We start from the raw sequence: 21835 nt of genomic DNA, 5'->3' as shown, positions 1-21835 counted from the left end.
TCACTCGTTGTTCAGTTTTCAAAGATCAATTTCTCTTTCGTCATCACCAGTTGTTCTCGGCGACAACTACTATATCTTATCATGTCCGACTCAGTAATGCAAGCTTTATTTTCAATGTCATTTTCATGTGATTGTTAAGCTTTCTGGTTCGTTTTGACCGACGTTTAATGGCCGGATAAATAATATATCACGTCTCTTAGTGATGTGCAAGCTTTTTTTATATATTTATTACACATCAACTAGGCTTGATGCAATATTTTATTATATTATAGAAGGAACATGATTATGAATCTTAATTTCTAAATCATATTCTAATATAAAATGAAAACAAAGCACGACCCGCAGACCATGCTTTGTTTTTGAAATACCGTATAGAGTCAATCTTTAGCCAGCGCTACCGAGAAATACGTAGCGAAGAACAATCAGAACTGCCAACACCCACATTAGCCAGTGAATGTTATATTTCTTCTTCTCTATAAGATTACCAAAAGTAGCAAGAATAACATAAGTCACGATCCCGAACGAGATCCCGTTAGCAATGTTATAGCTAAAAGGCATCATTGTAATGGTCAAGAAGGCTGGAATAGCAACAACCATATCCTGAAAATCGATTTCTTTAATCGATTGAAGCATAAGCACACCAACGATGATAAGCGCTGCCGCTGTAGCTGATCCTGGAATTAGTGCAGCAATTGGAGCAAGGAACAAAGCTAGTAAGAAACATACCCCTGTCGTTACAGCGGTTAGACCGGTACGACCGCCCTCAGCTACCCCTGCGGCACTTTCAACATAAGCCGTTGTAGTTGAGGTTCCAAGCATTGCACCACCCGTTACAGCAATTGCATCTACAAACATTGCATTACCTACACGTTTTTTGCCTTCAACTGGATCTTTCATAATACCAGCCCGCTGAGCCGTACCGACCAGTGTACCGAACGTATCAAACAACTCCACAAAGGTAAATGTAGCAATTGCAGAAATAAGACCTGTATGCATAATGCCTTCCCAGTCAAAGGACATAAAATTCAATTCTGTGAAATCAGGAACCCAATGAATATCAGGACTCGATAATGTGCTAAAGTCCACTGTACCCATCAAGATACCCACAACCGTTGTACCGAGGATACCGAACAAAATCGCACCACGAACACGCAGCACCATTAATATAGCAATTAGGATCAATCCAACAAGAGCTAATTGAACATTAGTATTCTGAAGACTACCTAAATGAATAACTGTTTCATAGGAGAGCACATCTGTAAATGTATGTGCTGGAATGTCGTTTCCAGCCTCAACACCGATTGTCATCAATCCACTATTTTTCAAACCGATAATGGTGATAAACAATCCAATACCGACTGTAATTGCATGTTTCAAACTGTCTGGAATAGCATCAAGTAACATCTGCCGCACATGAGTAATCGTTAATATGATGAAGATCAAACCAGAGACGAACACAGCAGTCAATCCCATTTGCCATGTAAAAGGGTGATCTGTCGTTGCTGAAGACAGTACAACTGAAGCGAAATAAGCATTCAATCCCATACCAGGTGCCAAAGCTACCGGGAAATTAATAAACAACCCCATCGCAATCGTAAAAATCCCCGCTGCCAGTGCAGTAGCCAGAAATACAGAATACCAGCCCATGTCAATTTGACCAAAAGCGGTCAAGGTATTCGGGTTAACTGATAAAATATAAGCCATTGCCATAAACGTGGTCAGACCTGCCATAATTTCTGTGCGCACTGTAGTGCCTTTCTCTTTCAGTTTGAAAAAGCGATTCAAATTGTTCTCCCCCTAAGGTTGGTTTGTTAACGTCAGCAACAAAAAAGCCGGAGTCTTGGTAGACGCCGGCCCGAAAAAAAGATTTCTCCCCGAAATCGTGAGCCTAACGGCAACGATACTACACAGGGTTCCTCTTCTTAATCGTAGCCAGGTCATTACGGTGACCTCGTAGAGACTTCCGGGCCAATCCCCGGAATTATACGAATATTTGTGTTGTTGTGCTCTCTTATTTTAGGTGGACATGACATCCGTTGTCAATGGCAAAAACGAACAATATTCGACTTACTTTTTATATTGTTCGTAAATTGTAGAAATTATTTGGAATCATCATGAACTAAATCTTGAATCTACGGTGTTTTCAAGAATGTATCTCTACATCTTCCCGTAGTTTGGATCTGTGTAAAGTCTATAGTAGCCTTAACGCAAGAAGAAACGGCTTTGCTGTCCTTGAAGGGACAGTTAACCGTTTCTCGTAAAAATATATGCAAATTGTAAGGATTACTTATACTTTCTTATATTTCGAAAAAAAGTCTGGAAATGCTTATAGAACTCAGCATTTCCAGACTTATGTTGTTTATTCCCACTCAATCGTAGCTGGTGGTTTGGAAGTAATGTCATATACAATTCGGTTAACGTTATCTACTTCGTTCACGATACGTACCGATATTTTCTCAAGTACATCCCAAGGGATACGTGCCCAGTCTGCTGTCATTCCATCGATGGAAGTAACTGCACGAATACCAACCGTATAAGAATAAGTACGAGCATCGCCCATTACCCCTACACTCTTCATATTAGGAAGTGCTGTGAAGTACTGCCAAATCTCACGGTCTAGGCCCGCTTTAGCGATCTCTTCACGCAGAATATAGTCGGAATCACGAACGATGGTTAGCTTGTCTTCCGTTACTTCTCCTAAGATACGAATAGCTAAGCCTGGTCCTGGGAAAGGTTGACGCCATACAATTTCAGGAGGTAAGCCACATTCTTCTCCTACTTTGCGGACTTCATCTTTAAATAGTGTATTCAAAGGCTCAATCAACTTAAACTTCATGTCTTCAGGAAGTCCACCTACATTGTGATGTGATTTGATCGTCTGAGCTGTAGCCGTTCCACTCTCCACAATGTCTGTATACAGTGTACCTTGCGCTAAATATTTGAAATCATCGAACTGACCGGACTCTTCTTCAAATACATAAATAAATTCATTACCGATAATTTTACGTTTCTGCTCAGGATCATCCACACCTACAAGCTTGGACAAGAATCGTTCGCGAGCATCGATTTTAACAACTTTCATATCGAATTTACCTACAAAAGTCTCCATTACACTCTCAGCTTCACCCTTGCGTAACAGCCCATGATCAATAAACATACAAGTTAACTGATCACCAATGGCTCTGTGGATCAATCTAGCCACAACAGAGGAATCTACACCTCCGCTAAGTGCGCACAATACTTTGTCTTCTCCGACAAGCTCACGAATCTCGCGCACTTTGTCTTCAACGAAGGTCTCCATAGACCAGTTCCCTTCGCATTGACACACTTCATATAAGAAGTTGCGAATCATTTCATTACCATTTATTGAGTGACGAACCTCAGGATGGAATTGCACAGCGTATAACTTCTTATCTTCATTACTCATCGCTGCAATGGGTGCGGATTCCGTTCCTGCATTAAGCTTGAATCCTGTTGGAAGTTCTACGACATGGTCACCATGGCTCATCCATACTGTCTGTTTAGCTTCGAGACCCTTAAGGAGGGTCGCATCAGGTTCAAATACTAAATCAGCTTTCCCGTATTCCCGCTTAGCAGATCTTTCTACTTTGCCGTCGAACTGCTGAGCCATTAGTTGCATACCATAACAAATACCGAAGATCGGAAGATTCAAATCATAAATGGCTGGATCAACATGCGGTGCATTCTCTGCATATACGCTTGATGGTCCGCCTGAGAAAACAATTCCCTTAGGTGAAAGAGCGCGAATCTTCTCCACTGGTGTATTATAAGGCATCAATTCGCTGTAAACACCCAAGTCGCGAATGCGTCGTGCTATTAATTGATTGTATTGTCCTCCAAAATCCAGAACAACAATAATTTCATTTGGCTTAGTCATTTCCGTGCCCCCCTCGATTGTTGAAGTTAATTATACGCAACGATAATTCATACCGTCAAGAAAGTAGTAGTAAGAATATAGAATACACTAAAATGTAAACTTAGATTCCTCTTTTTTTTGGCTCATCTATGATTACAATCTAATCACCCTAATGTGTCAGCTAGTTGAGCGCATCGACGCAAAAAGGACAAGCTGTGCTCGCGACTTAGTATAGTCCCTCCATAAGCTATGGTTTCCCATTGATCTACAAATTGACGGATTTGCTCCCGAAGATCCTCATCTGAGATGACCATATATTGGATATACTCTTGAGCGGTGGTCCCCTTAGCCATATATCCATAACGACGTCCTATCTGATCCCATACGCTATACGCAACCCTTAATAACTGTCCTTTAGGCGGACTAAAGCTTCGGGATAAGTGTTGTAATCGCCATAAGAACAAATAGCGAGGACCTCTCCATATCAAGAATACACTACCACTCACGAATATGACTGCTCCTATACACTGTAAGATAAATAGCCTACCATTCTGGTCGACATACCGTGTAAGCTTGTCCATACTCTGCTTGATTACATTCATTGTTCCAGAGAAATACTTCCAAGTTACTTCTTGAATGGTATTCTTCGGATCAACCATTTCTGAAACCGCAGTATCGCTTGTCGCGATATTAAAACCGGGGGTCGGATCAAATGGCGTCCAGCCACGTTCAGGAAAATACACCTCAACCCATGCATGGGCATTGATTTCATCCACTACATAGGTTGAGGTACTCCCTTCTTTCAAGGTACCTTGTGTATACCCTTTTACATAACGAGCTGGAATCCCTTGACTACGTAGCATAATAGTCATCGCTGTCGCAAAGTGGTTACAGTAACCCTGTTTGGTTACAAAAAGAAAATCCTCAACGAAATCCGCATTGGCTGGTGGTATCTTGGTATTCATAGCGTATTTGTATTGTTCCTTTAGATATGTCTGAATAGCTAGGGCTGCATCGTATCGATTATCCGTTTCAGATGTTATTCTATCGCTCAACGTCTTTATACGTGAAGGCAGAGCATCGGGTAATTGCAGATACGATTGTGTGATCTGTTCAGGATCTATACCTATTGCTGCTCTAAGCTGATCCTTATTCACAATGAGAGGCATAACCTCTATACGATAACCTGTTACTGCATTCTCTAAATGGGCTGTCTTCTTGGCAATTGACTCTGGTAATTTCACATTATCCGTGATCCCATTATGCAATACATGTGTAAGAGTATCTCCCTGCTTTGTAATAATATCCATAATATGTACGATATCCCCTCCACCAAATATAGGAGAATGATCAGACATAACCTGCTTAAATTGCACAGTCTGAATTATCGTCGGTTGCCCCGTATGCTGACTTGAAGATAAGCTTTGAATTCTACTTGATAATTGGACAGTGTCTAACAATACTTGCGGATCAGCCCATCTGCGACCGTTATAATAGCTTAATGTCTCCCCACGCCAATAGGAAGCCATTGGTGTTTGCGCCGTGAATACCATTTTGCTAACAGGTTGCAGTGGTGATCCCAATTCTTCGCCTCCACTGCTATATCCCGTAACAGCAACTTGCTCTTGTGATGCATTGAATCGTTCTCCTGACCATGACTGCCATTTCTCCAGCAACGCCTGAATTGAAACTCTTTCGAGAGGCTTAGGAGATACCATGTACCGCCCCACCCAAACACTACTCATACAAACAATGACTCCTAGGGTGCATACCGCAACAACCCATCGGCTATATGTAAGATTACTGAATCTATCAAAGGTTGCCTTCTCAGTCAACTTTGACGAGAATATAAGTCCCTGTAGAATAATTAGGAGGCAAGTGGTACGAATCATATCAGCATATATTTCTAGACCAAGCAGGTTCTCAATACACAACAAATACACGACAGTAACAACAGAAAATATCCATACCGAATTTCTGTACAGAGCAAGAGATTGTACAGATGTCACGAGCACACTCCACCCAATCATCAGAATTAATGTATGCGTTTCTGTTCCGACTACAGACAGTTGACCACTGTCCATAAATGATTTGAAGTCATTCTCAAAAATAGTTATATACGAACCAAACCATGCCACACCTTCTCCTCTACCAAAGTAAAGGATCCATGCCCCCATAACCAATATTACGTGTATAAGAATGGATAGGGCCATGTGCAGACGGATTAGACCTGTCAGCAGAATCATTCCCGTTAATCCAATAAAAATCTCCAGCAACGGCTTACCAAATGACCGTTCTGATAGAGGATATAGCCATTCAATAAAAAGTCCCATCAGAATGATAGATAGAACGACACGAAACAACAATGGATGAGTCTTGATCTGTGTTAAGTTAGAATGCGCAGTCTCTTCTACATTTAAAGATAAGCTATCATAGTGAACGTTGTTCTTGTGCTGTGATTGATTCTGGATAGGTATTTGCATAGGGAGCGCCTCCCTTCCAAATCATCCGATCTGTAGGGTACTCTATAGGTGATGAAGTATTGTCTGATTTAAGATGATCTTGGACATCATAAACCTTGATTCCCATCCGGGTAACTCTATGAATGTAATCAATATCCAGCAGCGAAACAATGGGTTGTACGCAGTAAATAGCGACTACCAGTCCGGCTCCCTGTAGTACCGTTACAACTTCAGTAATCCGTGCATTTAATGCTCCTGTAATAATCGCCACACATGATCCTTTAATCGCATATCCAACAGTAGACTCGACGATTTCAGGTAAACGGTCACCTTCCTCAGGCGTAATCGTAGCCAAGGAATTTAAGAATGATTGCGAACCACCCTTACATACTAATTCTGTCTCTACACCTGCTTTATCAGCTTCAAGTAATAGACCTATAGCGATAGAAACCGCACATTCAAATAAGGATTGGACGGTATAGTCCTTCGTATTTACAGCACGAAGCAGATCATATCCCTTCAGACTATCGTCCAAAATGACAATAAGAGCTGGATTCCCTTCCTTTTCGGGTAGAATCGTTTGCAGGTGCCCCCGCTTAGCTGAGCTTTTCCAATGAATTCTACTTAATGGATCTCCTACGGCATAATCACGAACCTCTGGTCCCCTAGTTCCGCTAGTAAGATAGCGATCCCGTGGCTCGGATACACCAACGCCCTCATTGTCACTAGTCCATTCTTGATCTCTAGGGATAACTATTGGGACGGGAAACACTGTAATCTCCTCATGACTCTTTAAGATATACTTCCTTCCAAACCACCCGAATAGTCCACCCCATTCTACATAACATTGCTGAAAAGCTATAATTCCTCTAGGAAGATTGGAAAGTGTATAAGAATAAGTAAAGGATCTAGAAAAGCCCGGAAAGATTAACTTGCAATAGGCTCCCCTTGTAAAGAAATCTGTCACAGTCAGCCAAGGAAGGGGAAGAATAGATTGAAATTGGATATAAACAACCACCTCAGCATCATGTCCAGTAGACAGTAGCAGTGGATTAACACTTCGCTTAATCTCGATATTCCGTGCTCCAAAGAGCTGGATGGCAAGACCAGCAACCATAATTATAACCGTTAGAATCAATAAGAATTGTACAGACCCGCCCCCATATCCGCTGTATAGAGAAAGAAGGATTCCTAATACAAGTGTCGCGACTCCCCATTCGATCATCCTAGATTTCATGATCTACTCCCCTTGCGGCTTCGATACATAGACAGGTTCACTTGTGATAACAATTGCGTGACAATCTCTTCTCCTGTTATGCCCTCAAGCATGGAATGTGAATGAAGTACAATACGATGTGAGAGAACGGGCACCGCCGTTTCTTTGATATCATCAGGCGTGACATACATCCTTCCATTCATATAGGCAGCTGCTTGAGAGGCCAGCATCCAAGCTAAAGTACCACGGGGACTTATTCCAAGTTGAAGTCTAGGATGATTACGAGAACTATTGGCAACCTCTACAAGAACCTGCTTAATAGACTCGTCCACAAACACATGCCTAACCTCACGTTGCATCGCTTCAATCTCTTCCACCATAACGACCGGTTTGATCTGTTCCAGCGGATGGCTCCACTGCATTCGTGTTAACAATTCTAGCTCCTCCTGCGGGCTTGGATAACCTAGACTGATTCGCATGAGGAATCGATCGAGTTGCGCCTCTGGCAAACGATAAGTCCCTTCGAACTGTAGTGGATTTTGTGTAGCAAGTAGAAGAAATGGTCTTGGTAACGGATATGTTGTACCGTCAACAGTCACCTTCTTCTCCTCCATAGCTTCTAGTAATGCCGATTGAGTACGTGGTGCAGCACGGTTAATTTCATCTGCTAGTACTACGTTCGAAAGAATAGGACCCTGACGAAATTCAAAATGTCCATTATGAGGGTGATACACGGTCGTGCCCGTAATATCTGCTGGCATTAGATCATAAGTAAATTGCACTCTACCAAAGGAACCTCCCATACAGGCTGCAATGACTCGAACAAGCATCGTTTTACCCACACCAGGTACATCCTCTAAAAGCACATGTCCGCCACACAACATAGACATGAGTACAAGTCGTATCTCGGTTTCTTTGCCGACCATGACCTTTCCTACTCGGGATGTCATTCTATCAAGTAGTTCAGCATGTATCTCTTGGTTATTCATAGATGGAATAGACATTATTCAGTACCCCCACTTCTTCATCGTCAATTGATTCCACAAGAATCTATTAACTATTCTTTCCATGAAAGAAAGGAAGTAGACGTGCTGTTGTAATATTTTCATAGACTCCACTTCAATATAATTACCTTGGAAGAATCTTAGTATGTCTTAATCCTACGCTCTTGCTCATTCATGTGGATGGACTGAGTGGAATGCCCTGTCGATTGTAGCAATTCTCGTAGTGGTGCCCACATTGTTCCCCCTCGCATCGTGACGCTTATATTGTTTATTTGTTCTTGCTTATCTGTTCTCATAGTTATCCATTTGCCAGTTGCCATATCAATCTGTAGCGAAACAGAATTCATATCGATGGCAGCTAATTTATGCTCTTGATCCCATGTCACACGACCCCCTAGTCTTTCCATCGTTAAACGTACAGGAACCATAATCTTTCCTTCAACAACCCGATATTCACTCGACTGAAGTTTTGTTTCCATTCTACCCACTTGCAATATTAAATCTTTACTTTGTGTAAATATCCCAGCATTCGGAACGATATGAGTAGCAATCCACGCCTGGCTTGGCTGTACTCTCTTCAAAGATTTAGCACTTTGAGTGACCTTGAACTGCACAGACTCCTGCTCCGGAGTCAGAATATCAAAGTTGTATCCTTGAGCACGATATTTCGAAATAATAGCTGGAAGTGCTTTAATCGTCTCCTCATGCCCTCCGCCGTCATGCATGAGAACGACAACCTGATCATTGCTTATGTTCTCCGTGGCTTGTCTAATAATATCTCCCGCGGGTACGTTCCTCCCTCTAGAGTCACCACTATCTATATTCCAATCGATAACTTGATACCCCGCTTGCTTCATTAGACTGAAATAGGTATTATCAAAATGTCCCGCCGTTCCACCAGGAGCTCTCACAAGTGATGTTCGAACCCCTATAACACGTTGAATCTCCGCTTCGGTCTGTTTGATCTGATTCCAGAATGGAGAGAAGCCTTTATACAGTTCATCATAGTTGTGATTATATGTATGATTGCCTATGGCATGCCCCTCTTCATGTAATCGAGAGATCAACTCAGGATATCTTGTAACATGTTCACCTAATACAAAAAAGGTAGCTTTGATATTGGAATCTTGTAATATGTCAAGCACTTTACCTGTAAGCTTGCTTGGCCCATCATCAAAGGTAAGATACACTGTTTTCTTCATCTTTTGCTTAACCGGGGCATCTGCTTGTACCTCAGCTGAAGATAGCCACTCTATTGTTTTTTCTTGCAGGGAGGATGTGTTAGATGAACTTGATACTGAGGATGGAAGTAACGTGCCCTCGGGATCTAATTTAGCATTAAGTTGTCTATACTGAGCTTGTGTAGGAAGCATCATCAGAACCAGAAGTAACAACGTGAATACGAATCCCAACTTTTGTTTATTGACGACAAAAAATTTGTTGATCATGAATTTTACCTCCACCGTTTCTATGAATTCTACTTTTCTGATAGATTATATGGTGAGGGTTATAAAAAAAGACTAGTACTATGGAATGATCTCGAAACAGTCCTATAGATGGAGAGTGAACATATTGGAGTTACTTAAATGGATTCAGTTATTGTTTGAGGAATATGGATATGCGGTGTTATTTATCGGCTTATTATTGGAGTTTATTGCCCTCCCTTTCCCTGGTGAAACGACGATGGCCTATGCCGGCTATCTTTCCTATCTAGGTGTTCTCGATTTCGCATGGCTGCTGATTATAGCATTTCTAGGTACAACCATTGGAATGACTATTACTTATTACATTGGTCTAAAGGCAGGATTACCTTTTATTAAGAGATTCGGAAGATTTATGTTCCTCTCTCCGCATAAATTAGAAAAAACACAACATTGGTTCAGCAAATATGGTCATAATCTAATTTTTATCGGATATTTCATTCCAGGCGTCCGACATTTCACGGGTTATTTCTCTGGTATAAATGCACTCCCCTTTCGTAAATTTTCCCTCTACGCCTATAGTGGTGCACTATTCTGGGTTATTCTCTTTCTTGGTCTTGGTAAGATATTCGGGCCACAATGGCAAGTGGCATTTCATTTAGCGGAAGTATACTCTCTATGGATCGTTGGTGGGATAGCTATTATTGCTCTCACCGTCATCTTCTATCGTTTCCGTAAAAAGATGAGTGCTGCTATGTTTACTAAACCGGATAAGAAAAGAGTTAAACGACCCTCATGACCTTCGGAACACGCAAAAGGAACCTTACAAGAATTTCGTAAGGTTCCTTTTTAAATACAAGCTATTCTTCAATAAAAAATGGAGGGCGTATCTTTCCACCCTTCTCATACGTTATATAAATATAGGCCTTAAAGGAGTGATTAACATGTTAATCCACAAAGAAACACAAATTGAACTGAAGGAACAATGTGCAGAGCTATATTCAACATTGCAAAAACACTGTCTTTCTATTACCAATAATCGTTGGGACGCCGACGATTTGACACAGGAAGCCTTCGCCAAGACCTTATCCTTCTATGCCTCTAAACGCGAACCTAATATCACCATACCCTTACTGCGTACCATTGCGCGTAATTCCTGGATTGACGAATTACGTAAAAAGTCTAAGTTACAACTTGGTTCGATAGATGAATGTGGTTATGAAGATCAGAGCTCAGAAGATCTTCAAGAAGGGTTGGAACAGCTAATGGAGAGATTAACGCCCAAGCAGCTGTTAGCGTTCGTCATGAAAGAAGGCTTCCTGTATTCATTGTCTGAGATAGCTGATAGGCTGCAGATCAAGGAGACAGCGGTTAAAGCACTCCTGTATCGGGCTCGCCAGAAGACCCAAGACCATGACGGAGACTTTAGCCACCACTGGTACAACATTCGTCAGGATTGGTTTAAGAGCCGGCTCATTCAAGCGGTTAAATATGAGAACTCCACCGTTCTAGAAGAGCTTATTATTGCCATTAGTGAAATCACCATACAAAATCAAGTTCACAGAGAATCCCGTTCATCGGTCAAGATGATGTTTCAACCATTATCACGAAACCAAATGGCGGCATGAGGTTATACTTCGCCAAACTTTGAGCCGTGCTTTCGATGCCAGTTTTGCTTCGCAAAACTTAAGTTCATGCTTTCGATGCCAGTTTTGCTTCGCAAAACTTTGAGGAGGATATTAAATGAGTATTATACCTTATGTTGTTGAGCAGACCTCTAATGGAGAGAGGTCTTATGATATCTATTCCCGTCTGTTGAAGGATCGCATTGTATTTCTAGGATCGGAGATTAACGATTCAACGGCCAACAACATTGTTGCACAACTACTTTTTCTAGCAGCAGATGATCCGGACAAAGATATTTCTTTGTACATTAATAGTCCTGGAGGTTCCGTTACAGCCGCCTTTGCAGTCTATGACACGATGCAATTTATTAAACCCGAGGTCAGAACCATATGCACAGGGCTTGCTGCTTCCGCCGCATCATTACTGCTGTTAGCGGGTCATAAAGGAAAACGGCTTGCACTACAGCACAGTGAAATTATGATTCACCAACCTTTGGGCGGAGCACAAGGGCAAGCCACAGACATTGAAATATCCGCACGACGTATTCTAAAAATAAAGGATCAACTGAATTCTTTATTCGCTGAAAAAACGGGTCAATCCATAGAAAAGGTAAGAATGGATATGGAAAGAGACTATTTCTTATCTGCTGAAGAAGCCAAATCCTATGGGATTGTCGATGAAGTAGTGTGTTCACCCTTATAACTTAGCCGAACAAAAAAGCCAACATCTTACATTCCTAAGATGTTGGCTCTTTCCATAAAAAAATGAAGGGTTTGCACTTATTTATTCAAAGTGCAAACCCTTCGGGTTATTGTTCATTCATCTAATTTCAGCTTCACTATTCACTATCAACAATCAATGAGATTGCTTAACCTCACCTGTCATGTGTTTCACATCAGATCGAGAAACTTCTGGTGCAGGCTTCGTTTTTTTGATAAAGAAAGCTAACACCAAAGCACCGGCTGCTAACCAAGTGGCAATCACAAATGCTTGATTAATACCATAGATCGTTGACTCTGCAGCGATATGAGCCATCGCTAGCTTATCTGTTGGAGAGACACCGCCTGCTATCGCTAGCTCTGTAGCATGACTCTTTGTCTGTGTCGTCATCACGGTAACAAGAACGGCCGTTCCAATCGATCCTGCAATGGTCCGAAGGGTGTTCGACATCGCTGTACCATGAGCATTCATGCTTTGAGGCAACTGATTGAGACCCGCTGTCTGTATAGGCATCATCATCAATGACATACCAAACATACGTATCGAATAAATAAGAATCATATGGGTATATGTGGTTGCACCCGTTAATTGGGTGAATTCATAAGTAGTAATAACGGTAATCAGCAGACCAATCACAGATAACCATCTCGCTCCAACCTTATCGAATATAGCTCCAGTAATGGGAGACATAATCCCCATCAAGATCGCACCTGGAAGCATCATCAATCCTGACTCCATCGGTGTAAACTGTCTGATATTCTGTAGGAAGATCGGAAGTAAAATCATTCCTGCATACATAGAAATTGTGATCAGCACATTAATAATGGTCGTCAATGTGAACATATTATATTTAAAGATTCTAAATTCAAGCATAGGACTTGTCGAAGAAATTTGGCGCCATACGAATAGGATGACAGACACGGTTCCTATCACGAGACAAGAAAGAACCGTTGTACTTCCCCAACCGTCTGTACCTGCATCACTAAATCCGTAAAGAAGTCCACCAAATCCAATTGTTGATAACACAACTGATAACATATCAAATGAAGGTTTCGTTACTTTTGTCACATTTTTCAAAAATAATATGCCAATTAATGTAGCGATCGCCGAAAACGGTAAAATAATATAGAAAAGAACACGCCAATCATAATTCTCTACAATCCAACCCGAAAGCGTCGGTCCAATAGCTGGAGCCAGAATCATAGCGAGCCCCATTAAACCCATAGCAGATCCCCGCTTCTCAATCGGGAAGATATTCAAAAATACAACGGTCATTAAAGGCATGATAATACCTGCACCAGCTGCTTGAACGACTCTACCTACCATTAATATTCCGAAATTTGGTGATAATCCACAAATCAATGTTCCTATCGTAAATAATCCCATTGCCGAAATAAATAACTGCCTCGTTGTAAAACGAGAAATCAGAAATGCTGTGACAGGAATGAGAACACCATTGACCAACATATATCCTGTAGTTAACCATTGTCCTGTAGCTGCTTCAATCTTTAGATCACCCATAATGCTAGGTAAGGCAACATTCAATAACGTTTGATTTAGAAACGCTACAAATGCCCCAATCATGAGTGCAGCTATAATTGGACCTCTTTTTATATTATCTAGAACTGAGGTATTACTATTATTCATAATTTATATTATCTCTCCCTTGTTGTTGTAATATCTCATTCATCTGCTGATGAATCCGCAGTAAATCTTGCCTATCATTCACAGACAACTGATTCAGAGGAGACAATGACTGCATATATGCACGTTCCATTCGATCTTGTAATTCATCTCCTTTATCTGTTATTCGGAGTGTGACCGATCTGCGATCACTCTCAAGCCGCTCACGACTAACTAATCCAGACTTCACCAATCGATCTACTAACCCACTTGTTGTACTATTCCCAACAAGAATTAGCTCAGATAGCTCAGCTAACCCAATATCGGGATGAGCACGAAGTGTTTGGAGTACATGAAACTGCATAAATGTGGTCCCCATGGCATCCGCATTTTTCCGTAACAAATAAAAAAGCGAGTGCTTCACTTGGTTAAATGAGCTTAATACTTCCCGAATCTGCTTAGAATCACTGTCTTTATTTTCTACATTTTGCTTCGTATTATTCCCACCCAAATTATTTCGCATACGAATTATTGTAATCCTAACAAATACCCATGTCAATATGAACATAAGATAAAAGTTACATATAAAATTTCAAAGCGTTTTCATAAATAGCTAGCACAAAACAGCAAATCAGCTGTCCCGTGCAGGCATCCCAGTCGATTTGCTGTCATATATTTATATTTGTTATTGTCCTAACGATTGAAGTGTCTTCAATACTTCTTCCGTGTGGCCAGCTACTTTAACTTTACGCCATTCCTTTACAATTACTCCCTCTTCATTCATAAGGAATGTTGATCTCACAATACCTAGATATTCTCTTCCGTACATTTTTTTAAGTTGCCAGACGCCATACATTTCACTTACGGAGTGATCGGTATCCGATAATAGAAGGAATGGAAGATGATTTCGCTCGATAAATTTATGATGTGATTTCAACTCATCTGGACTAATTCCAAGAATAACAGCACCTAGCTCTTCGATATCTGAATTAGCGTCACGGAAACTACATGCCTCCTGTGTACAGCCCGGGGTCATATTCTTTGGATAGAAATAAAGTACAACTTTACGACCACGATAATGACTTAAGGACACCTTTTCACCATTCGAAGCCATAAGTGTAAATTCTGGAGCGTTATGCCCTATTTGTAATGTTTCCACGATTTCAATCTCCTTCGTATGTCATTATTCTACTTAATAAATTGATTGTATCTGCAAAAAAAATTATAATGTAATGAATCCTAATCCATCGATGTCGAATAACCGCACCTATTTCCGAGAGTTGTGAAAGGAAGAAGCTTGAATGACAAGAAAGACGAAAAGAACCATTTGGTGGGTTCTTGCTGTACTCATAGTTGCAGTGATTGGTTATTTAGTATATTATTTCACATCCATTTATAATGGTCTAGAAGGATTGCATAAAGAAGGTAAAGAATCTCCATTTAGTCATTTACCACAGGTCGAAGCAGCGGCAACAGAACCTCCCAAATGGGAAGGAACTGAACTCGTTAGCCTTCTAATCATGGGTGTAGATGGACGTGGGCTTAGTAAAGGCGAAATTCCTAGATCAGACAGTATGATGGTCGTTACTCTTGACCCTGTGAAGAAGAAAATCCATCTTTTTTCTATTCTAAGAGATACTTATATTGATATTCCTGAATTCCGCAAAGATCGTATCAATACTGCCATTACTCACGGCCCCAATACAGCTATGAAAGCCATTGGTGATCTTCTTGGTATTCCCGTTCAATATTATGTGTACACAGACTTTCAAGGATTCATTAAATTAGTCGATTCCGTAGGTGGCGTTGATTTTTTTGTGGAAAAGGATATGAAATACGGAAGCAAAGCGGATAAGCACGAATATGATATTGATCTCAAAAAAGGCATGCAGCATTTAGATGGAGATAAGGCACTGCAATATGTAAGGTTCCGACACGATGCTTTATCTGACTATACGCGTACGGAGAGGCAAAGAGAATTCTTAAAAACCGTAGCTAGCAAGATGCAGTCTACCACTTCGATCATGAAGCTTCCATCCATTCTGGAAGAGGTTAGTCCATTCGTGGATACCAATCTATCAACCAATGATATGTGGAAACTTGCTAATATTGGATATCAAAGCTCCATCGAAGGTAGTGAGCAGATTCCTCCGATGAATCTCCTCGCAGAAGAACACGTTGGTGGTGCATCTGTGATCACAGTTAGAAATATGGACGATCTAAGAAGCTATGTTCAAAAGGTGTTAGAAAATACTGAAGTAGAGCCATCTGTAGATGGTGCAGAAGTAGAAACAACAAAATAAAATCTGGTGAATGTTATTACCTCGCCTCAGAGAGTGGAAGCGGCCTTCATGGGCTTGCTTCCACTCTCTCGCGAAACGATGAAAGGAAGTTATAACCCCATGATAAAACGTACTCAATCGGAACATCTCTATCAGGAAGCATTGCAGCATATTGTCGGTGGCGTCAACAGCCCTTCGCGCTCATTCAAAGCGGTAGGCGGCGGTGCACCCGTCTTTATGAAGCGGGCCAAAGGCGCTCATTTCTGGGATGCCGATGATAATCAATATATTGATTATCTTGCGGCATATGGTCCCATTATCGCAGGGCATGCCCATCCTCATATCACAGCAGCTATAACCAAAGCGGCTGAGAATGGTACCCTTTACGGGGCTCCTACGGAGTGGGAAATTAAACTAGCGATCATGTTGAAAGAGGCTATTCCTTCTATGGATAAAGTTCGATTCGTCAATTCTGGCACAGAAGCCGTCATGACAACGATTCGAGTCGCTCGAGCATACACGAAACGCAACAAAATTATTAAATTTGCTGGTTGTTACCACGGCCATTCCGATCTAGTTCTTGTAGCTGCCGGATCAGGCCCTTCAACACTAGGCATTCCCGATAGTGCAGGAGTTCCAGCAAGCATTGCTCAAGAAGTCATTACAGTACCCTTTAACGATTTGGATGGACTTAAAGTAGCACTAGAGCGCTGGGGCGATGATGTTGCAGCAGTAATGGTCGAACCTATCGTTGGTAACTTTGGAATGGTTATGCCCGAAGATGGATTTCTAGAGGGTCTATGCAAGATGACACATGATAATGGCTCTCTCGTTATCTATGACGAAGTGATCACGGCTTTCCGTTTCCATTATGGATCAGCTCAAACGTTTGCTGGTTTACAGAATCATGATGCTATCGTACCTGACCTTACAGCTCTAGGTAAAATCATTGGTGGAGGATTACCAATTGGTGCCTATGGAGGTAGAAAGCATGTTATGGAACAAGTTGCTCCACTTGGACCTGCATACCAAGCCGGAACGATGGCAGGTAACCCTGCTTCTATTCTGTCAGGTATTGCTTGCTTGGAAGTATTACAGGGCGAGGGTGTCTATGAAGAGATGAACCGTCTTGCCGTGAAACTTACTGATGGGCTTCAAACGTCTGCAGATCGTCATGGGATTCCCCTAACGATTAACCGAATTCGTGGTTCGTTCTCTACCCATTTCTGTAATCACCCTGTTACGAATTACGAAGAGGCTCAGGATACAGATGGAGAAGTCTTTGCCGCATTCTTCCGTAATATGCTCAAACGTGGCATTAATCTTGCTCCATCCAAATATGAAGCTTGGTTCCTTACAATAGCTCATACGGATGAAGATATCGAACGTACACTTGAAGCTGCCGATGAGGCGCTTCGAGAAATGACTCTCTAGTATCATTTTTATTGAAAAGAGGCTCTCTTTTATCAAAAGACTGAGTTACCAAAATGGCAGGCCAAGGTGTTTATCCTTGACCTGCCATTTTGTATATATGGGATTCAATACCCGATGATCAGCGTGAAATATTCAATCGATCTATTTCCTTACGGATGATTTCAATTCCTGTAGCTATACTGGTATCTGGAACATTAGATACGTTCAATCGCAGCGTTGTCTCAGTATATCCTCCAGGTAGATAATAAGACTCGGTACTATCTACAATGATGTTACGCTTCTTTAGTGCAATCCTCAGTGTTTCAAATGAGAGCTTATTAGGCATGGGCACAATGGTATGCACGCCCCGATTACGCGGAGCAGCAGCGAATGACTCATGATCAGAATTCCGTACTAAGGCTTCATTTAACAGCTTCATTTTTCTATAGTATGAAGACTTGATCCGTTCACGATGCCTATCGAACATTCCACTTTTCATATATATTTCGAGTGCCGCCTGAGATAGCATAGAAGTATCCACGTCAAATATGACTTTGAATCGGCTGAACATATCGATCAACAACGGGGGTATAACAGCAACACCTACTCGTAGGCCTGGGAAGAGAATTTTGGAGTAGCTTTTGAGATAAATCACATGAGGTGAAGAAGCGTAAGCATAAATAGGATCTGCCTTGGAGTCATTCTCTAGATCTGCTAGATAATCATCCTCAACTATGTATACATCATATTTATGTGCCAGTCGTGCGATTTCCTGCTTCTGCTTCATCGTCAAGGATGTTCCTAACGGGTTATGAAAACGAGGCATCGTGTAGAAAAATTTTATCGTACCTGTAGCGAATATTTCCTCCAACTTCTCCAGATCTAGCCCCTCTTCATTTCTAGGTATCCCTATAACCGGAATATTCATTATATTCAGCATCTCAATGAATAAAAAGTACCCCGGTTGCTCAATAACAATCGTGTCCCGGCTACTCGGAAAAGGCATAGAGGCAAGAATTGCTAGCGCTTGCTGAACACCCGATGTCACCACAATTTGCTCCTTATTCGTAAACACCTGATATCCGGCTAAGTGTTTCTGTAGAACTAGGATCAGAGAAGAGAGACCCCTTCGTGTTCCATAGGTAAATAAATCATCCTTATAAGAATCGATAGCTTTATTAATACAATGCTGAAAATCAACATAAGGGAATACAAGCTGATCTGGTGCTGATGATCCAAAATCCAATATCATTTTTTGACTATCTTCAACTGAGCTATCTTTGTACGCACTCTGCTTCTGTACTACATAGTATCCACTCTTGGGGATAGAATATATGAGATGACGCTTCTCCATCTCCTCATAAGCACGAATAACGGTGCTTTTGTTACAGCCATATCTCTCTGCCATACTTCTGATCGAAGGCAGTTTGTTTCCTTGAGAGAATTCGCCCTCTTGAATCTGTTCTTCAAGCGCTAGAATCAATTGTGAGTATTTGTTCATTGTTACCCCCACCCCATTCTGTACCGGTACACTTATGTTTAATTGCTATTGTATCTCATTCCTGAGTTCTTGTATATTGAATAAGCTGGTTACACCCTAACCACCACTCATACACACTGGAGGGATACGAATGAATACTACACGTCAGAATGGTCCAGCTTATTTAGCTGCATTTTTATATGCCATCATTATTGGATTCTCCTTTATATTTGTTAAAATGACGATCTCTGCAGCACATCCTTTAGATGTTCTAGCACATCGATTTACAGTATCCTTCTTGGCTGCCAGTATTCCCGTGATTTTCGGCTGGATACCTATCCGCATTAAACTGAAGGACCTAGGTGCCATCTTACCCCTTGCTTTGTTGTCTCCAATCTTATTCTTTGCACTCCAAGCTTTTGGACTTATGAATGCCTCCTCATCAGAGGCGGGAATTATTCAGGCATCCGTCCCCATTTTCACCTTATTACTTGCCTCTTACTTTCTTAAGGAACGAAGCAGTGGTCTACAGAAAATTTCTTTACTAGTCTCTGTAGCAGGTGTCATCTTCATCTTCGTGATGAAGGGCGGTTCTGGGTCGACCTCCGGTAACTTCCAAGGCGTATTATTACTACTCCTATCTGCCCTTTCATTCGCTGGATATAGCGTGCTTGCACGACCTTTAACTCGTTCTTTTAAACCGATGGAATTAACATACGTCACGCTTGGAGTCGGATTCATTTTATTTAATATTATGGCTGTAGGAAGACATAGTGCTGCTGGAACATTAAATGAATTTATGCTGCCACTGGCAGACATCAGCTATATTGGGGCATTGTTATATCTCGGTGTTCTCTCTACCATGGTTACAACATTACTCTCAAGCTTCGCGCTCTCACGGATGGAAGCTTCCAAAATGAGTGTGTTCAGTAATTTCTCCACACTCGTCTCTATGTTTGCTGGTGCCATGTTCCTAAGCGAACAATTGCGATACTATCATATCATTGGTGCCATGATGATTATTGTGGGTGTGCTCGGCACCAACTTCTTGGGGCATAAGCGTGACTCTTTGGATGCTACTAAACAGAAGATTAAAGCTGTAGCCGTCCCCCAAAAAAATTAGATATGAATTGATATAACGTGTAGGAATAATCAGCTTATGTGCAAAAAAAAGAACTCCAAGATGATAATCTTGGAGTTCTTTTAACTATTCATTTCATGGATGAGCATAATACTCATTAGTGCTAACTCGTACAACCACGGTAATATTCTCAATCTTCTGTACTAGAATACACTAAGGATTAATAAAAGCTGTCCTTAATTGTGAGCTATACTGTACATCACACCCTAAGCCTGTGGCTAGCGCTGCTAATGGTACGTAAGTTTTACTCTCTTTACCTACCTTATTTAAGAATGCTGGTGTGTCCACAGAGAGCGACTGTCCATTAACCTCAATAGTGGATGATCCGATCTTAATCACAACGATTCGATCACCGTAAGTAATAGTTGCACTTGAAGTTACATTATCCCATGTAGAGGTTGCTCCAATGGCATCCACAATATCCTTAATGGCTACGTAATTCTGATTGTTTCGTAGGACAGGATGATAGGGTGTGTTTAATTCCTTGCCCTTCACTACAATCGTCATAGGTAAATCACTATGAATAGACGACGGTTTCAAATATTCACCCCAGATTGTTTTGGCAAATACTTCAGCCATAGAACTGTATCCTAATTGATTGGGATGAATATCTCTTTTTACAAGAATATGAGTCATCGTACTTTCCCCACCCACAAATTCCTTTGCCACATGTGCTACCTTAATCTTTGTTCCTTTTTCTTGGTATGTAGCAGCGAGTTGATCCACTACGCCTGAGAATGCTGTAGAAGCTTCTATTAATCTAGGATATACCACGGCATCTGCAATTTCCGGTACAGGTTGATACTGATCTGCGACAACAATAAGTGCATCTGGATTCAATACATGAAGATCGTCCAAGACTGCTGTCATGTTCGAGGTATACGCTTTAAACAATTTATCTATGCTTGAAGTAAGCTCTATATTACTCAGTGTACCCGCGCTCTTCAAAATTTCCGACATATCATTGCCGCCAATAGTAATTGTGATCAGATCTGCTGACTCCAGATCCTTCTTGAGTTCCCCGGAAGATGCTGCAATTTGTTCAGCTCTTGGATCTGGAAGAGCCGGTTGAATAGCTTCTGCTGTAATGGATTGACCCGATTTAGTCGCCTTCACAAAATGTTCTAAGCCTGTACCTTTCAATCCAGCAATACCATAGTTCTTCGTAATTGTTCGACTATGGTACAATCCTTGCTCCTGAAGCCGATCTACGAAACCATAAGGAGCTTTCTTCATATCTTCCAAGCCTGGTTCGAACCCAACAGTTAGAGAATCACCTAAAGCAACAATACGATAAGGTGTAGGTTGATTATCAACAACCGAGCCTGTTTCAGCAGAACTTTGGGGTACCCATAACATGCTTGACATGAGTACGACTGCCGTAACTCCTGTGAAACATTTTTTCCAATAATGTAGCATTCCACCACTCCTTCTTCATAGGTTAGCAGCAAAGTGTATATCTGCTAATACCCTTCCTTTAGTTTAGCATCAAATATCACACATGGAATCATTTTTCTAAAGCTTAGCCTGTCTCCTCACGAAATTGGACAAAAAAAGATGACACCTAAAA

At 41.3% G+C, this 21835-nt stretch carries 17 protein-coding genes and 1 riboswitch; of the genes, 6 read left to right on the top strand and 11 right to left on the bottom strand.

Annotated elements, in window-relative coordinates; all coding sequences use genetic code 11:
• Window positions 1-384: 384 nt before the first annotated feature.
• From UB51_RS26005 to UB51_RS25980, 6 genes are all read right to left on the bottom strand, one after another.
• Window positions 385-1785 (bottom strand): NCS2 family permease, encoded by a 1401-nt coding sequence (locus UB51_RS26005; RefSeq protein WP_044879787.1) that lies wholly within the window; start codon window positions 1783-1785, stop codon window positions 385-387.
• Between the two features lie 124 nt (window positions 1786-1909).
• A riboswitch (purine riboswitch) is annotated at window positions 1910-2009 on the bottom strand.
• Between the two features lie 350 nt (window positions 2010-2359).
• Complete coding sequence (guaA, locus tag UB51_RS26000) at window positions 2360-3898, bottom strand: glutamine-hydrolyzing GMP synthase (RefSeq protein WP_044879786.1); 1539 nt, start codon at window positions 3896-3898, stop codon at window positions 2360-2362.
• Between the two features lie 143 nt (window positions 3899-4041).
• Complete coding sequence (locus tag UB51_RS26690) at window positions 4042-6360, bottom strand: DUF4129 domain-containing transglutaminase family protein (RefSeq protein WP_052676092.1); 2319 nt, start codon at window positions 6358-6360, stop codon at window positions 4042-4044.
• Complete coding sequence (locus UB51_RS25990; protein ID WP_044879785.1) at window positions 6308-7576, bottom strand: DUF58 domain-containing protein; 1269 nt, start codon at window positions 7574-7576, stop codon at window positions 6308-6310. The genes UB51_RS26690 and UB51_RS25990 overlap by 53 nt, the downstream gene beginning before the upstream one ends.
• Complete coding sequence (locus UB51_RS25985; protein ID WP_082063265.1) at window positions 7573-8559, bottom strand: AAA family ATPase; 987 nt, start codon at window positions 8557-8559, stop codon at window positions 7573-7575. The genes UB51_RS25990 and UB51_RS25985 overlap by 4 nt, the downstream gene beginning before the upstream one ends.
• Before the next feature lie 140 nt (window positions 8560-8699).
• Entirely contained in the window at window positions 8700-10007 is a 1308-nt protein-coding gene (locus UB51_RS25980; protein ID WP_044879784.1) for a polysaccharide deacetylase family protein, read from the bottom strand.
• A gap of 124 nt (window positions 10008-10131) precedes the next feature.
• Between UB51_RS25980 and UB51_RS25975 the strand changes: the two genes are divergently transcribed.
• The 3 genes from UB51_RS25975 to clpP all read left to right on the top strand — a co-directional run bounded on the left by UB51_RS25975 (window position 10132) and on the right by clpP (window position 12308).
• Window positions 10132-10779 carry a DedA family protein gene (locus UB51_RS25975; protein ID WP_044879783.1) on the top strand — a complete coding sequence of 216 codons (648 nt, stop codon included), beginning with the start codon at window positions 10132-10134 and terminating at the stop codon, window positions 10777-10779.
• A 145-nt stretch (window positions 10780-10924) separates the two neighbouring features.
• Window positions 10925-11608 (top strand): sigma-70 family RNA polymerase sigma factor, encoded by a 684-nt coding sequence (locus UB51_RS25970; protein ID WP_052676091.1) that lies wholly within the window; start codon window positions 10925-10927, stop codon window positions 11606-11608.
• Between the two features lie 115 nt (window positions 11609-11723).
• Complete coding sequence (gene clpP / locus UB51_RS25965; protein ID WP_044879782.1) at window positions 11724-12308, top strand: ATP-dependent Clp endopeptidase proteolytic subunit ClpP; 585 nt, start codon at window positions 11724-11726, stop codon at window positions 12306-12308.
• 153 nt (window positions 12309-12461) lie between these two features.
• Here clpP and UB51_RS25960 read toward each other — a convergent pair whose 3' ends face one another.
• The 3 genes from UB51_RS25960 to bcp form a co-directional block, all read right to left on the bottom strand.
• On the bottom strand, window positions 12462-13973 hold the full coding sequence (locus UB51_RS25960) for a DHA2 family efflux MFS transporter permease subunit (protein ID WP_044879781.1): 1512 nt from the start codon (window positions 13971-13973) through the stop codon (window positions 12462-12464).
• The gene (locus UB51_RS25955) at window positions 13966-14472 is read right to left on the bottom strand and encodes a MarR family winged helix-turn-helix transcriptional regulator (protein WP_044879780.1); all 507 of its coding nucleotides are present in this window, start codon (window positions 14470-14472) and stop codon (window positions 13966-13968) included. The genes UB51_RS25960 and UB51_RS25955 overlap by 8 nt, the downstream gene beginning before the upstream one ends.
• Window positions 14473-14634: 162 nt before the next feature.
• Complete coding sequence (bcp, locus tag UB51_RS25950) at window positions 14635-15108, bottom strand: thioredoxin-dependent thiol peroxidase (protein WP_445322349.1); 474 nt, start codon at window positions 15106-15108, stop codon at window positions 14635-14637.
• Window positions 15109-15250: 142 nt separating this feature from the next.
• Between bcp and UB51_RS25945 the strand changes: the two genes are divergently transcribed.
• Window positions 15251-16252 (top strand): LCP family protein, encoded by a 1002-nt coding sequence (locus UB51_RS25945; protein WP_044879778.1) that lies wholly within the window; start codon window positions 15251-15253, stop codon window positions 16250-16252.
• Window positions 16253-16351: 99 nt separating this feature from the next.
• The gene (locus tag UB51_RS25940) at window positions 16352-17665 is read left to right on the top strand and encodes a glutamate-1-semialdehyde 2,1-aminomutase (RefSeq protein ID WP_044880465.1); all 1314 of its coding nucleotides are present in this window, start codon (window positions 16352-16354) and stop codon (window positions 17663-17665) included.
• 118 nt (window positions 17666-17783) lie between these two features.
• Here UB51_RS25940 and UB51_RS25935 read toward each other — a convergent pair whose 3' ends face one another.
• Window positions 17784-19145, bottom strand: coding sequence for an aminotransferase-like domain-containing protein (locus UB51_RS25935; protein WP_044879777.1), 1362 nt, complete (start codon window positions 19143-19145; stop codon window positions 17784-17786).
• Window positions 19146-19275: 130 nt separating this feature from the next.
• Between UB51_RS25935 and UB51_RS25930 the strand changes: the two genes are divergently transcribed.
• A complete protein-coding gene (locus UB51_RS25930) occupies window positions 19276-20247 on the top strand; it encodes a DMT family transporter (RefSeq protein ID WP_044879776.1) in 972 nt (323 codons plus the stop codon).
• A gap of 171 nt (window positions 20248-20418) precedes the next feature.
• On the opposite strand, the gene UB51_RS25925 is transcribed toward UB51_RS25930, so the two are convergent.
• Window positions 20419-21684, bottom strand: coding sequence for a stalk domain-containing protein (locus UB51_RS25925; protein WP_052676090.1), 1266 nt, complete (start codon window positions 21682-21684; stop codon window positions 20419-20421).
• Window positions 21685-21835 lie beyond the last annotated feature (151 nt).

It is taken from the genome of Paenibacillus sp. IHBB 10380 (genome assembly GCF_000949425.1).
Lineage (GTDB): Bacteria > Bacillota > Bacilli > Paenibacillales > Paenibacillaceae > Paenibacillus_AQ.
The sequence above is the reverse complement of the archived record's forward strand: the minus strand, read 5'-3'. Positions and strand labels throughout refer to the sequence as shown.

What these genes read in the sequence shown, in the direction of transcription:
- guaA (WP_044879786.1), bottom strand. Translation starts at nt 3,898, where the DNA reads ATGACTAAGCCAAATGAAATTATTGTTGTTCTGGATTTTGGAGGACAA.
- UB51_RS26690 (WP_052676092.1), bottom strand. Translation starts at nt 6,360, where the DNA reads ATGCAAATACCTATCCAGAATCAATCACAGCACAAGAACAACGTTCAC.
- UB51_RS25990 (WP_044879785.1), bottom strand. Translation starts at nt 7,576, where the DNA reads ATGAAATCTAGGATGATCGAATGGGGAGTCGCGACACTTGTATTAGGA.
- UB51_RS25985 (WP_082063265.1), bottom strand. Translation starts at nt 8,559, where the DNA reads ATGTCTATTCCATCTATGAATAACCAAGAGATACATGCTGAACTACTT.
- UB51_RS25980 (WP_044879784.1), bottom strand. Translation starts at nt 10,007, where the DNA reads ATGATCAACAAATTTTTTGTCGTCAATAAACAAAAGTTGGGATTCGTA.
- UB51_RS25970 (WP_052676091.1), top strand. Translation starts at nt 10,925, where the DNA reads ATGTTAATCCACAAAGAAACACAAATTGAACTGAAGGAACAATGTGCA.
- clpP (WP_044879782.1), top strand. Translation starts at nt 11,724, where the DNA reads ATGAGTATTATACCTTATGTTGTTGAGCAGACCTCTAATGGAGAGAGG.
- UB51_RS25960 (WP_044879781.1), bottom strand. Translation starts at nt 13,973, where the DNA reads ATGAATAATAGTAATACCTCAGTTCTAGATAATATAAAAAGAGGTCCA.
- UB51_RS25955 (WP_044879780.1), bottom strand. Translation starts at nt 14,472, where the DNA reads ATGCGAAATAATTTGGGTGGGAATAATACGAAGCAAAATGTAGAAAAT.
- UB51_RS25945 (WP_044879778.1), top strand. Translation starts at nt 15,251, where the DNA reads ATGACAAGAAAGACGAAAAGAACCATTTGGTGGGTTCTTGCTGTACTC.
- UB51_RS25940 (WP_044880465.1), top strand. Translation starts at nt 16,352, where the DNA reads ATGATAAAACGTACTCAATCGGAACATCTCTATCAGGAAGCATTGCAG.
- UB51_RS25935 (WP_044879777.1), bottom strand. Translation starts at nt 19,145, where the DNA reads ATGAACAAATACTCACAATTGATTCTAGCGCTTGAAGAACAGATTCAA.
- UB51_RS25930 (WP_044879776.1), top strand. Translation starts at nt 19,276, where the DNA reads ATGAATACTACACGTCAGAATGGTCCAGCTTATTTAGCTGCATTTTTA.
- UB51_RS25925 (WP_052676090.1), bottom strand. Translation starts at nt 21,684, where the DNA reads ATGCTACATTATTGGAAAAAATGTTTCACAGGAGTTACGGCAGTCGTA.